Origin of the sequence: Castellaniella sp. (assembly GCF_049673105.1) — a bacterium.
Classification (GTDB): Bacteria; Pseudomonadota; Gammaproteobacteria; order Burkholderiales; family Burkholderiaceae_B; genus Castellaniella.
In genome coordinates this window covers 1-12,898 of sequence record NZ_JBATXG010000005.1, presented here as the reverse complement: position 1 = coordinate 12,898, position 12,898 = coordinate 1, and the positions used below count along the sequence as shown (strand labels likewise).

At 63.5% G+C, this 12,898-nt stretch carries 10 protein-coding genes; 5 read left to right on the top strand and 5 right to left on the bottom strand.

The genetic code is table 11. The annotated features are described in order from the left end of the window. Positions 1 to 12 precede the first annotated feature (12 nt). Positions 13 to 618: a YhbY family RNA-binding protein gene (locus WBF69_RS01025; protein WP_424260328.1), complete on the top strand. Its 606-nt coding sequence runs from the start codon at positions 13 to 15 to the stop codon at positions 616 to 618. A 19-nt stretch (positions 619 to 637) separates the two neighbouring features. Here WBF69_RS01025 and greA read toward each other — a convergent pair whose 3' ends face one another. The 5 genes from greA to carA all read right to left on the bottom strand — a co-directional run bounded on the left by greA (position 638) and on the right by carA (position 8,492). Beyond that, on the bottom strand, positions 638 to 1,114 hold the full coding sequence (gene greA / locus WBF69_RS01020) for a transcription elongation factor GreA (protein WP_424260326.1): 477 nt from the start codon (positions 1,112 to 1,114) through the stop codon (positions 638 to 640). Between the two features lie 602 nt (positions 1,115 to 1,716). Further along, positions 1,717 to 3,045, bottom strand: a complete 1,329-nt coding sequence (locus tag WBF69_RS01015) for a solute carrier family 23 protein (RefSeq protein ID WP_424260324.1) — start codon at positions 3,043 to 3,045, stop codon at positions 1,717 to 1,719. Between the two features lie 163 nt (positions 3,046 to 3,208). After that, positions 3,209 to 4,015 (bottom strand): SDR family oxidoreductase, encoded by an 807-nt coding sequence (locus tag WBF69_RS01010; RefSeq protein ID WP_424260436.1) that lies wholly within the window; start codon positions 4,013 to 4,015, stop codon positions 3,209 to 3,211. 51 nt (positions 4,016 to 4,066) lie between these two features. After that, on the bottom strand, positions 4,067 to 7,306 hold the full coding sequence (carB, locus tag WBF69_RS01005; protein ID WP_424260322.1) for a carbamoyl-phosphate synthase large subunit: 3,240 nt from the start codon (positions 7,304 to 7,306) through the stop codon (positions 4,067 to 4,069). A gap of 16 nt (positions 7,307 to 7,322) precedes the next feature. Then, a complete protein-coding gene (carA, locus tag WBF69_RS01000; RefSeq protein WP_424260320.1) occupies positions 7,323 to 8,492 on the bottom strand; it encodes a glutamine-hydrolyzing carbamoyl-phosphate synthase small subunit in 1,170 nt (389 codons plus the stop codon). Between the two features lie 149 nt (positions 8,493 to 8,641). Between carA and tal the strand changes: the two genes are divergently transcribed. The 4 genes from tal (at position 8,642) to WBF69_RS00980 (ending at position 12,721) form a co-directional block, all read left to right on the top strand. Beyond that, the gene (gene tal / locus WBF69_RS00995) at positions 8,642 to 9,595 is read left to right on the top strand and encodes a transaldolase (RefSeq protein WP_424260318.1); all 954 of its coding nucleotides are present in this window, start codon (positions 8,642 to 8,644) and stop codon (positions 9,593 to 9,595) included. 157 nt (positions 9,596 to 9,752) lie between these two features. Then, entirely contained in the window at positions 9,753 to 10,709 is a 957-nt protein-coding gene (locus WBF69_RS00990) for a tripartite tricarboxylate transporter substrate binding protein (protein WP_424260316.1), read from the top strand. A gap of 5 nt (positions 10,710 to 10,714) precedes the next feature. Then, complete coding sequence (locus tag WBF69_RS00985; protein WP_424260314.1) at positions 10,715 to 11,197, top strand: tripartite tricarboxylate transporter TctB family protein; 483 nt, start codon at positions 10,715 to 10,717, stop codon at positions 11,195 to 11,197. Positions 11,198 to 11,200: 3 nt separating this feature from the next. Beyond that, positions 11,201 to 12,721, top strand: a complete 1,521-nt coding sequence (locus tag WBF69_RS00980) for a tripartite tricarboxylate transporter permease (protein ID WP_424260312.1) — start codon at positions 11,201 to 11,203, stop codon at positions 12,719 to 12,721. Positions 12,722 to 12,898: the final 177 nt, after the last annotated feature.

Here is a 12,898-nt window from a genome sequence, read left to right as displayed (position 1 = left end):
TACAATTCCAGTATGCCGAAACTTGAACTAAACCCCCAGCAGCGACGCGATTTGCGGGCCGCTGCCCACCCCCTGCATCCCGTCGTCCTGATTGGCGACAAGGGCCTGACGGATGCCGTATTGGGTGAAATCGACCGCAGCCTGACGGCCCACGAACTGATCAAGGTCCGCGTGTCCGGCGCAGAGCGCCCGGATCGCGACGCCATGCTGGAAGCCATCTGTGACGCCCTGTCATGCGCTGCAGTGCATCATCTGGGCAAGACGTTGATTATCTACCGGCCCGACGTGCTTGCGCAACAAGCAGCGGTAGCGGCTGAAAACGCCACCCGCGCCGTGCGCAAAAAATCCGACCCTTATGTGCCCAAAAAACAGGCGGCGCACCCTGGGGCCGGCAAAGCCGCCGCCCCCAAGACATCGCGCAAAGCGGGCGAACCCGACGTGAAGGCAGCCGATGCCCGCCGTCGCGGCCAGGTCGAAGACGCCGGACGCCCAAGCGCCCGCCGCAGCCGTTCATCGGACGCCAGCCGAGCCCCGGCAGCACATGGGATTCCGCGTCGCAGCAGCGGCAGCGCCCTGACACTGCGCGCCGGTGCGCGGCGCAGCCGCAGCCCGCGCTGATGCGCCGGGCCGCAGGCGATTACTGATAGCTGACGGAACAGACTTCAAATTCACGCACGCCGGCGGGGGCGCGGACTTCAACCACGTCGCCCTCGCTCTTGCCGATCAGGGCGCGCGCAACCGGGCTGGAGACGGAAATCATATTGGCGCGAATGTCGGCTTCCAGGTCGCCCACGATCTGGTAAGTCAGGCGTTCGCCCGATTCCAGATCCTCGATTTCAACCGTGGCGCCAAACACGGCCTGGCCCTCGACATCCAAATCCGCAGGATTGATGATCTGCGCATTGGACAAAGAGCCTTCCAGTTCCTGGATGCGGCCTTCGATGAAGCCTTGCCGTTCGCGAGCCGCATCGTATTCGGCGTTTTCAGACAAATCACCCTGCGCCCGCGCTTCGGCGATGGCGTTGATGACTTCAGGGCGTTCCACCGTCTTCAGACGGTGCAATTCGGCTCGTAAACGTTCTGCCCCGCGAGCAGTCAAAGGGATCGCAGCCATAGTTTTCTGACTCAAAGTAAAAAGACGCCCCATGCGCGGGGGCGCCTGACAACACGAAAAAGTAAAGACGGGGGTGAAACCCGTCGCCGTATCCGGAGGTGTGCGAAATATGCTTTCGACCCGGGATGCTGAATACGAGCAGCCTGGACGGTGGGCTGTTCACAGCCACTGGCGGCGGGATCCATCCCTGCGCTGACCCAGATACGAAATCCGCATGCTCGTAAAAAACCCCGGCCGAAACCGGGGTGTTGTGGCTATTGTGGGCAATCTGACGGGAAAATGCAAGCCCTGGTGGTCGTCCCGGATGCCGCGTTCCGGTTCCTGCTGAGTCCTTCGATGGTGCAGGGGTTGCGGCGGGCCCAGCCAGCGGTCCGGCCTGTGGCCGGACTGCCCGAATCTGCCTCGTACGGGCGGGCGTCGGACGAACTCGGCCTTCGGCCTCAGACACGTCCGACGACTGCCCCCGCCCTCCCTTCGTCAGCATTCGGCGCTGGCCGACTGTCCCGCCGCAACCCCTGCACCATCGAAGGACGGCGTCGGTTCAAAGCCAGGTTTGCACAGCAGAAGCAGCCAGCTGATAACCCCACACCAGAATCTGAGCTTTACACAACAGAAGCCGCCGACTTGCGTCCTCGCAACAGAGCATAAAGAATGATCGCGCCAAAGGTTGCCGTCCCGATGCCGTCCAGCTTGAAGCCGCCCAGTTCGATCGAGAAATTGCCGGCCCCCAGGATCAGGGTGACCGCCGCCACGATCAGATTGCGGTTGTCGCTGAAGTCCACCTGGTTGACCACCCAGATGCGCGCCCCGGCAATCGTGATCAGGCCGAACACCACCACCGCCATGCCGCCCAGCACCGGGGCCGGGATGGCCTGGATGACCGCCCCGAATTTAGGCGAGAAGCCCAGCAGCAGCGCCACCAGGGCCGCCACCACGAACACCAGGGTGGAATAGATCTTGGTGACGGTCATGACGCCGATGTTCTCGGCGTAGGTCGTCACGCCCGTGCCGCCCATGGAGCCGGAGATCATGGTGGCCACGCCGTCGCCCAGAAAGGCCCGGCCCAGGTAGCGGTCCAGGTTCTGCCCCGTCATGGCGCTGACGGCCTTGATGTGCCCCAGATTTTCCGCAACCAAAATGATGGCGACCGGCGCGATGACGCTGATGGCATGGCCTTCGAACACGGGCGCCGTCATCTTGGGCATACCCAGCCAGGACGCTGCCGCGATGGCGGAAAAATCGATGGGCGTGCCAAAGCCCAGGCCATTGCTCAACACCGCATACAGGACGCAGGCCAGGAACAGGCCCACCAGGATCAGCAGACGCTGCACCAGGCCGCGCGTGTAGACGGCCACACCGCCCACACACAGAATCGTCAACAGCGCCATCAGGGAATCGAACAGCGATCCGCCCATCGCGCCTTTGGCGGCGATCGGCGCCAGATTCAGACCGATGACCGCCACCACGGCGCCCGTCACCACGGGCGGCATCCAGCGATCGATCCAGTCGGCGGCGCCGCCTTGCCGGGCATTGATGAACATCGTCAACAAGCCGATGCCGGCATAGATCAGGCCACAGATCACGATGGCGCCCAGCGCGACACCGATATTCGGATTCGGCCCGCTGCCGGCATAGCCGGTGACGGCGATCACACCACCGATGAAGGCGAAACTGGACCCCAGATAGCTGGGCACGCGACCGCCGACAAACAGGAAGAACACCAGAGTTCCCACGCCGGACATCAGGATGGCCATGTTCGGGTCAAAGCCCATGATGAGCGGCGCCAGAATGGTCGAGCCGAACATGGCGACAACGTGCTGGGCGCCCATCGCCACGGTCTGCGGCAGGGGCATGGTCTCGTCGGGCTGCACCACGGCGCCGTCAGCGGTGCCTGAGACGCGACGCCAACGGGGGAAATAGGAAGTGGTCATGGATGTGCGGCCCAAGGCCGTCCGGAAGAGGAAGATGGAAGGTTGAAATTTCGTCGCAAGTGTACGGTGCTATCTGCACACATCGCAAGATGGGATTGGCCCGCCCACATGAGCGCCGGCAGCGGTCTGGAAGGCGACGCGGACGCGCCGGCGGGCAGGCCCCCTAGGGATGTTCGCCGATGCGGGGCTTGCGCTTGCGCCGCGCCGCCACGGCGTCATACAGGGCATCGGGCACCAGACGCAGCAGGCGCCCCACCCAAGCCATGGGCCAGGGAATGACACGATACCGATCACCCGCCTCGATGGCGCGCACCGCCTGATCTGCGAAACGGTCCACCGGCATCAGAAACGGCATGCGGTAGGGATTGTGCGCCGTCATGGGGGTGGCGATGAAACCAGGCGCCAGGGTGACGACCTGCACCCCTGAACCGTGGAGTTCCACCCGCAGGCTTTCGCAATAAGCCCGCACAGCAGCCTTGGATGCGCTGTAGGCGCCCGCGCCTGGCAGGCCTCGCACCCCCGCCACGCTGCCGATGCCGACCAGCACGCCGCTGCGTCGCGCCCGCATCGCCGCAATGAAGGGTTCGAACGTCGCCACCATCGCCAGCACGTTGGTGTCGAAAATCGCCTGGAAAACGGCGAAATCTTCGGGCGCATCGGTCAGGGTGCCGACGCTGATGCCGGCGCAGGCAATCACCCGGTCCACCGGGCCGCCCGCCAGGAAGTCCTGAGCGGCAGCCTGCAGGGCCGCGCGATCCCGGATATCCAGGACATACATCTGGTGCCCCTGTCCCGGCAAAGCATCCGCGACCGCCTGCAGCGCGTCCTGGCGCCGGCCTACCAGCCCCACGACGGCGCCCCGCGCCGCATACTGATGCGCCAGCGCCGCGCCAATACCGCTGCTGGCGCCGGTCATGAAAACCCGCCCTGGTGATGGCGCCGGGACGGGTTGTTCAGAACCCCCCGGCACAGCGGGGGACTCGGGGCCTGCGGACGTGATGGTGTCGCCCGCCACGATGCATCAGCCGACCGTCGCGGCGTTCATGGCCTGCAGGCTGTAGACCTTCAGACCGCCGCCATGACGCAGGTACTGCAGACCTTCAACGGCGGCGCGGGCGCCCGCGATCGTCGTGAAGAACGTCACACGGTTGGACAGCGACTGGGTGCGGATGATGCGCGAATCGGCGATGGCGTTGCGCCGTTCTTCCACGGTGTTGATGACCATGGCGATCTCGCCGTTTTTCAGCATGTCCACGATGTTGGGACGGCCCTCGGTGACTTTGTTGACGATCTCGACCGCCAGGCCGGCCGCCTCGATGACCGCCGCCGTGCCGCGCGTGGCGATCAGCTGGAAGCCCATGGCCGCCAGGCCGCGAGCGACCTCGACGGCGCGGGGCTTGTCCTGAGCGCGCACGCTGATGAAGACCTTGCCCGATTCCGGCAACCAGGCCCCCGCCGCGATCTGGGATTTGACGAAGGCCTCGCCAAACGTTTCGCCCACGCCCATGACTTCCCCGGTGGACTTCATTTCCGGCCCCAGGATGGTATCCACCCCAGGGAACTTCACGAAGGGAAAGACGGCTTCCTTGACGCAGTAGTGCACCGGCGACGGAATGGACGACACGCCCTGCGCCGCCAAAGACCGGCCCGCCATGATGCGGGCGGCGATCTTGGCCAGTTGGCGACCCGTGGCCTTGGACACATAGGGCACGGTGCGCGAGGCGCGCGGATTGACTTCCAGCACGTAGACGTCGCCATCCTGGATGGCGAACTGCACGTTCATCAGACCCTTGACGTTCAGGGCGCGAGCCATGAGCGCGGTCTGACGCTTGATCTCGTCCACGATCTCTGCGGACAGCGAATACGGCGGCAGGCTGCAAGCCGAATCGCCCGAGTGCACACCGGCCTGTTCGATGTGTTCCATGACGCCGCCCACGACGACTTGTTCGCCGTCGGCCAGGCAGTCCACGTCGACTTCGGTGGCGTTGTTCAGGAAGTGATCCAGCAGCACCGGCGAATCATTGCTGACCTTGACCGCTTCACGCATATAGCGTTCCAGGTCTTGCGGTTCGTGCACGATTTCCATGGCGCGACCGCCCAGCACATAGCTGGGGCGCACCACCAGGGGATAACCGATTTCCCCGGCCAGGGCCAGGGCTTCGCTTTCGGTGCGGGCCGTGCGGTTGGCCGGCTGGCGCAGGCCCAGTTTGGTCAGGAGTTTCTGGAAGCGTTCTCGGTCTTCGGCGACGTCGATGGAATCCGGACTGGTGCCGATGATGGGCACGCCGTTGGCTTCCAGGGCGCGGGCCAGCTTCAGGGGCGTCTGGCCGCCGTACTGGACGATGACGCCCGCCGGGTTTTCCTTGTGGACGATTTCCAGCACGTCTTCCAGCGTCAAAGGCTCGAAATACAGACGATCGGACGTGTCGTAGTCGGTGGAGACGGTTTCGGGATTGCAGTTGACCATGATGGTCTCGAAGCCGTCTTCGCGCAGGGCCAGCGCGGCGTGCACGCAGCAATAGTCGAATTCGATCCCCTGACCGATGCGGTTGGGCCCGCCGCCCAGCACGATGATTTTCTTGCGGTCGGTGGGCGCGGCCTCGTCCTCTTCCTCGTAGGTCGAATACATATAGGCCGTGGTCGTGGCGAATTCCGCCGCGCAGGTGTCCACGCGTTTGTACACTGGGCGCACGTTCATCTGATGACGCAGTTTGCGCACTTCCGATTCGGTCGTGTCCAGCAAGAAAGCCAGGCGACGGTCGGAAAAACCGTAGCGCTTCAGGCGGCGCATGGTCTCGTCATCCAGATCGGACAGGGTGCGCTGTTCCAGCGCCAGTTCGATGTCGACGATTTCCTTGATCTGATCCAGGAACCAGGGGTCGATCTTCGTCAACTGATGGACTTCTTCCAGGCTGAAGCCCTGGGCAAACGCATCGCCCACGTACCAGATGCGTTCCGGGCCGGGTTCGCCGAGTTCGATCTGCAGGCGCTCGCGGTCGGTGGTTTTCTGGTTCAGGCCGTCTACGCCGACTTCCAGGCCGCGCAGGGCTTTCTGGAAGGCTTCCTGGAAGGTGCGACCGATGGCCATGACTTCACCCACAGCTTTCATCTGCGTGGTCAGGCGGGAATCGGCTTGCGGGAATTTTTCAAACGCGAAGCGCGGCACCTTGACGACGACGTAGTCCAGGGTCGGCTCGAAAGACGCCGGGGTCGCGCCACCGGTGATTTCATTGCGCAGTTCGTCCAGCGTGTAGCCCACGGCCAGACGGGCCGCGACCTTGGCAATCGGGAAGCCGGTGGCCTTGGACGCCAGGGCGGAAGAACGCGACACGCGCGGATTCATCTCGATGACGATCATGCGGCCATTGGCCGGATTGACGGCGAACTGCACATTCGAGCCGCCCGTATCCACACCGATCTCGCGCAGCACCGCAATGGATGCGTTGCGCATGATCTGGTATTCCTTGTCGGTCAGCGTCTGCGCCGGAGCGACCGTGATGGAATCACCGGTATGCACACCCATCGGGTCCAGGTTTTCGATGGCGCACACGATGATGCAATTGTCGGCGCTGTCGCGCACGACTTCCATTTCGAATTCCTTCCAGCCCAGCAGGGATTCCTCGATCAGCAATTCACGCGTGGGCGATGCTTCCAGGCCTCGACGGCAAATGGTTTCGAATTCTTCTGCGTTGTAGGCGATGCCCCCGCCCGTGCCGCCCAGCGTGAAGCTGGGCCGGATCACGGCAGGAAAGCCCGAGGTGCCGAGTTCCGCGGCGATGCGTTTCTGCACGGCCCAGGCTTCGTCCATGCTGTGGGCGACGCCGGATTTCGCGGATTCCAGACCGATGGAGGTCATGGCGTCCTTGAATTTCAGGCGGTCTTCGGCCTTTTCGATGGCGGCTGCATTGGCGCCGATCAGCTCGACCCCATGCTTGGCCAGCACACCGTTGCGATCCAGATCCAGCGCGCAGTTCAACGCGGTCTGGCCGCCCATGGTCGGCAGAACGGCATCGGGTTTTTCGATCTCGATGATCTTTTCCAGGGCCTGCCAGGTGATGGGTTCGATATAGGTGACGTCCGCCGTTTCCGGATCCGTCATGATGGTGGCCGGATTGCTGTTGACCAGAATGGTACGGAAACCATCGGCCTTCAGGGCCTTGCAGGCCTGGGCGCCGGAGTAGTCGAATTCGCAGGCCTGACCGATGATGATCGGACCTGCCCCGATGATGAGAATGCTTTTGATGTCTGAACGCTTGGGCATGAGAGAACGGTATCGGTTATTTGGTCGACTGGGCTTTGTGCTGCGCCATCAGGTCGATGAATTTATCGAACAGCACCAGAATGTCGTGCGGGCCGGGACTGGCTTCGGGGTGACCCTGGAAGCAGAACACCGGCTTGTCGGTGAGTTCGAACCCCTGCAGCGTGCCGTCAAACAGCGACACGTGCGTCACGCGGGCATTGGCCGGCAGGCTGTCGCCATCCACCGTGAAACCGTGGTTCTGGCTGGTAATGAACACGCGCTTGGTGTCCAGATCCTGCACGGGGTGATTGGCGCCATGATGGCCGGTCTTCATTTTCACCGTGCGCCCGCCCAGGGTCAGGCCCAGCACCTGCTGGCCCAGACAGATGCCGAACAGGGGAATGCCGCGTTCCAGCACCGCCTTGCAGGTATCGACGGCATATTGGCAAGCGGCGGGGTCGCCCGGCCCATTGGACAGGAACACCCCATCCGGATTTTGCGCCAGGATGTCGGCAGCCGGCGTGGTGGCGGGCACCAGGGTAATGCGGCAATGCCGGTCTGCCAGCAGACGCAGGATATTGGTCTTGATGCCGTAGTCGTAGGCGATCACGTGATAATCGGTCTTTTCCTGGCGGCTGAAGCCACGCCCCAGCTGCCACGTGCCCTGCACCCAGGCGCCGGCCTGCGGCGTCGTGACCTTCAGGGCCAGATCCTGGCCTTCCATGCCGCCGAAACCGCGCGCCATTTCCACGGCGCGTTCGACGTCGTCGCCTACCAGGATGCAGGCGCCTTGGGCGCCGCGTTCGCGCAGAATACGCGTCAGCTTGCGCGTATCGATGCCCGAAATGGCGACGATGCCTTGGGCTTTCAGGTAGTCGGGCAAAGACTGCGTCGCCCGGAAATTCGAGACACGAGCCGGGCAGTCGCGCACCACCAGACCGGCAGCGTGCACCCGGCTGGATTCGACGTCCTCGGCGTTGACGCCGGTGTTGCCGATATGCGGATAGGTCAGGGTAACGATTTGGCCGCTGTAGCTGGGATCGGTCAGGATTTCCTGATAGCCGGTCATGGCCGTATTAAAGACGATTTCAGCGACAGTGGACCCATCGGCGCCTATGGACACGCCTCGAAACACGGTACCGTCAGCCAAGGCGAGAATTGCTGGAACGAGTCCTGTGGACCCCTCGGGAAAGAGTGACGGCAGCAAAGTGATAACCCCAGTTGTAAAGTCTATATATAAACCTTCCTATTATACAGTCTCGTACGGGTTTCTCCTTGACCCGCTCGAGGCGCAGCTCGGCGGAAATGGTCTACAGTAAGAGTCTTTCACTGTTTCTACCAGAGAGTACCGCCTTCATGAGCCATCAACTCGACGCCCTGCGCGCGCTGACGACCGTCGTGGCCGACACAGGGGATTTCGAAACCATGCGGGCCTACCAGCCCACAGACGCCACCACCAACCCGTCGCTGATCCTGAAGGCCGTGCAGCAGGATGCTTACCGCCCGCTGCTGGATCGGGTGCTGCGCGACCACCCTTCGGCGCCGCTGACGGAACAGGTGGACCGGCTGCTGGTGGCTTTCGGCCGGGAAATCCTGGCTATCGTGCCCGGCCGGGTCTCGACCGAAGTCGATGCCCGCCTGTCTTTCGACACTCAGGCCAGCATCGAACGCGCCCGGCAGATCATTGCGCTGTATGAATCCGCCGGCATCGCCCGCGAACGCATCCTGATCAAACTGGCCTCGACCTGGGAAGGCATCCAGGCGGCGCGTGTGCTGGAAACCGAAGGCATCCGCTGCAATCTGACGCTGCTGTTTTCGCTGACGCAGGCGATCGCCTGCGCCCAGGCGCAGGTGACGCTGATTTCGCCCTTCGTGGGCCGCATCTACGACTGGTACAAGCAGGCTGCCGGGGCCGATTGGAACGAGGCGGAAAACGCAGGGGCGCATGATCCCGGTGTGCAATCGGTTGCCCGGATCTATCAGTATTTCAAGGCGTACGACATCCCCACGCAGGTCATGGGGGCCAGTTTCCGCAACATCGGGCAGATCCGGGCGCTGGCGGGGTGCGACCTGCTGACAATCAGTCCGGCGCTTTTGGGGGAACTGGCGGCATCCCAGGATCCGCTGCCCGCCGCGCTGACAGTGGCGCACGCCAAAGCCCAGGCGCCGGAATGGCTGGCCAGCAACGAAGTCACGTTCCGCACACAGCTGAACCAGGACGCGATGGCGACGGAAAAACTGGCGGAAGGCATCCGGATCTTCACGGCGGATGCGGTGAAGCTGGACGCACTGCTGGGCCGTGCCGGCTAAGCCGCACGGATGCAGCCAACCCAGGCCAGACCTTATATAACGAGGAATTTCCCCGATATGTTTTGACATATGGCCCGCTGTATCCTAGAACAGGATCGCGCCGCAAGAGTCCAACGTCTGGCCCCTCAATAATCGCGCCCCATTCCAGGAGACACGGATGACATTCATACGAAAATTCTGCACAGCCATCGCGACCACGGCATTGCCGCTATCCATGGCCATGGCCGCCCCTGCGATCGTCATGGCGCCAGGCGGCGCAGGCGGGGGCTACGACGCCGCTGCGCGCGTACCGCTGCAGGTCATGCAGGAAACCGGCATCTTCACCGATGGTTCGCAGGTCACCAACAAGGGCGGCGCGGGCGGCACCATCGGTCTGGCCGAATTCGTGCGCACGACCAAAGGCAACGACAACGGCATCATGTCCCTGGGCTCGATCATCGTCGGCGCCATCATCCTCAACAAATCCCCGGTCACGCTGGACGACGTCACGCCGCTGGTGCGCCTGACCGATGACGCAGGCGCCATCGCCGTGCCGGTGGACTCGCCCCTCAAGACCATCCAGGACGTCACCAAGGCGCTGGCTGCCAATCCGGGCGCCATGCCGATCGGCGGCGGCTCCATCGGCGGGGTCGACCACGTCACCGCAGCGTTGCTGGCCCAGACCATCCCCCTGGACCCGAAAAAACTCAATTACGTGGCCTATGACGGCGGCGCCGAAATGATCACGGCGCTGGCTGGCGGCCAGCTCAAAGTCGCCATCTCCGGCCTGTCCGAGCTCGGCCCCTACGCCGAACAAGGCCGCCTGCGCCTGATCGCCGTCACCTCTGAAAAACGCCTGCCCAATCTCGACGTCCCCACCCTGAAAGAACAAGGCGTGGACGTGGTCATCGGCAACTGGCGCGGCATCGTGGGCGCACCGGGCATGTCCGACAAGGGCAAGCAGATGTGGCTGGACCGTTTCGCCAAGATGCACGCCACGGATGCATGGAAAAAAGCCCTGGCCGACCACAACTGGACCGATGCCTACCTGGCTGGCAATGACTTCTCCGCGTTCCTGGACCAGGAAAAAGTCCGCCAGAAAAAGGTGCTTGAATCCGTCGGCCTGATCAAATAAGCATCATGGCACCCAAGACTTCGCGTCCCTGGTGGCTGGGGCTGGTCATCGTCGCCATCGGCCTGTTGTGGTTTTTCCAGGGGCGCAGTCTGCCGCAGCTGGGCGGCTACGCCGCGATTGGCCCCGGTTTCTTCGTCATCGTGATCGGGGGCTTGCTGGTGCTGCTGGGGGTCATCTTGCTCATCCAGATTGCGCGCGGCGAGTCCTTCGAACCCCAGGATTCCGAAGACGCCGAGGCCAACGCCAAAGTGTCCTGGCCCGCGCTGCTCTGGGCCGCCAGCGGCGCCGCCGTCCCCCTGCTCACCATGCAGCCGCTGGGCTTCCCCCTGACGGCCATGATCAGCTTCGCCCTGGTCACACGCGCCTTCGGCTCACGCCGCATCCTGATGGACGCGTGTATCGGTCTGGTGCTGGGCCTGCTCTGCTGGTACGGATTTTCTTCGCTAGGCGTCAGCCTCGGCCCTGTATTTCCCTTTCTGGGCGAGTGATTCATGGATTCATTTTCCGCATTGATGTCGGGCTTCAGCGTCGCGCTGGAACCCATCAATCTGTTCTGGGCCTTTCTGGGTTCGATCCTGGGGACCGCCATGGGCGTGCTGCCCGGGATCGGCCCTGCCCTGACGATCGCCCTGCTGCTGCCGGTCACCGTGCAAATCGCCCCCACGGCTGCCTTCATCATGTTTGCCGGGGTGCTGTACGGCGCCATGTACGGTGGTTCCACCACCTCGATTCTGCTCAATACCCCCGGCGAAAGCGGTTCCATGATGACTGCGCTCGAGGGCAACAAAATGGCCAAGGCCGGGCGTGGCGCGGCGGCGCTGGCCACCGCCGCCATCGGTTCCTTCGTCGCCGGCACGCTGGCGACGCTGGGCATTACCTTTTTCGCGCCTCTGGTGGCTGAACTGGCCTTTGTCTTCACTGCCGCCGACTATTTCGCGCTGATGGTACTGTCCCTGATGTCGGTCTCGGTGGTGCTCGGCAGCTCTCGCGTACGCGGCCTGATCGCCCTGCTGCTTGGTCTGGCGCTAGGTGTGGTCGGCATCGACGCGCAGACAGGTCAGGCGCGCCTGACCTTCGGCTCGTTCGAGCTGCTGGACGGCATCGAGTTGACCGTCGTGCTGGTGTCGCTGTTCGCGGTAGGCGAAGTCATGTACGTCGCCAGCCGCTACCGCAGCATGCCGCCGCAGATCAATCCCTTGTCGGGCAAGGCCTGGATGACCAAGGAAGACTGGCAGCGATCCTGGAAGCCCTGGCTGCGCGGTACGCTGTTCGGTTTTCCCATCGGCGCCTTGCCGACCGGCGGCACGGAAGTCCCGACGTTTCTGTCCTACATGACGGAACGCAAATTGTGCAAAAAGCCCGATGAATTCGGCCACGGCGCCATCGAAGGCGTGGCCGGCCCCGAAGCCGCCAATAATGCGGCGGCAGCCGGCATTCTGGTGCCGCTGCTGACCCTGGGCCTGCCGACTTCCGCCACGGCTGCCGTGCTGCTGGCAGCCTTCCAAAGCTACGGGCTGCAGCCGGGGCCGTTCCTCTTCACCAACAGTCACGATCTGGTCTGGGCGATCATCGCGTCGCTGTATATCGGCAATGTCATGCTGCTGGTGCTGAACCTGCCGCTGGTGGGCATCTGGGTGCGTCTGCTGCTGATCCCCCGCCCCTATCTGTACGCCGGCATCCTGGTCTTTACCATGGTCGGCGTCTGGGGGCTGTCGACTTCCTGGATGGATCTGCTCATCATGTTCGTGATCGGGGTCACAGGCTATGTGATGCGGGTCTACGATTTTCCGATCGCCCCGCTGCTGATCGGCCTGATTCTGGGCCCGATGGCGGAAACGCAGTTGCGGCGCTCTTTAGCCATCAATAACGGGGATCCGTCCGTGTTCATCACGAGCCCCCTGTCACTGACCTTCCTGGTTCTGGCGGTGCTGGTGCTGCTGGCGCCGATCCTGCTGCGCAAACTCAAAGCGGCAGCGGAGCCGACTGCGGGCCATGATGTGGGCCTAGGCTAAAACTGATCTTCGGGCAGCACGCTGTCCGGTGATTTTCCGGCAGCACGCTGTCCGGGAAGCCAGCAGGCTACATGCGCCCCAACCAGCGGTCCGGCCTGTGGCCGGACTTCCCGGATCTGCCTCGTCCGCCAGGGCGGTGGACGAACTCGTCGCTGCGCTCCTCAAACACGTCCACCG

Bases quoted from the DNA above. Each gene is read 5' to 3' on its own strand.
- WBF69_RS01025 (WP_424260328.1), top strand. From the start codon at position 13: ATGCCGAAACTTGAACTAAACCCCCAGCAGCGACGCGATTTGCGGGCC.
- greA (WP_424260326.1), bottom strand. From the start codon at position 1,114: ATGGCTGCGATCCCTTTGACTGCTCGCGGGGCAGAACGTTTACGAGCC.
- WBF69_RS01015 (WP_424260324.1), bottom strand. From the start codon at position 3,045: ATGACCACTTCCTATTTCCCCCGTTGGCGTCGCGTCTCAGGCACCGCT.
- carB (WP_424260322.1), bottom strand. From the start codon at position 7,306: ATGCCCAAGCGTTCAGACATCAAAAGCATTCTCATCATCGGGGCAGGT.
- tal (WP_424260318.1), top strand. From the start codon at position 8,642: ATGAGCCATCAACTCGACGCCCTGCGCGCGCTGACGACCGTCGTGGCC.
- WBF69_RS00990 (WP_424260316.1), top strand. From the start codon at position 9,753: ATGACATTCATACGAAAATTCTGCACAGCCATCGCGACCACGGCATTG.
- WBF69_RS00985 (WP_424260314.1), top strand. From the start codon at position 10,715: ATGGCACCCAAGACTTCGCGTCCCTGGTGGCTGGGGCTGGTCATCGTC.
- WBF69_RS00980 (WP_424260312.1), top strand. From the start codon at position 11,201: ATGGATTCATTTTCCGCATTGATGTCGGGCTTCAGCGTCGCGCTGGAA.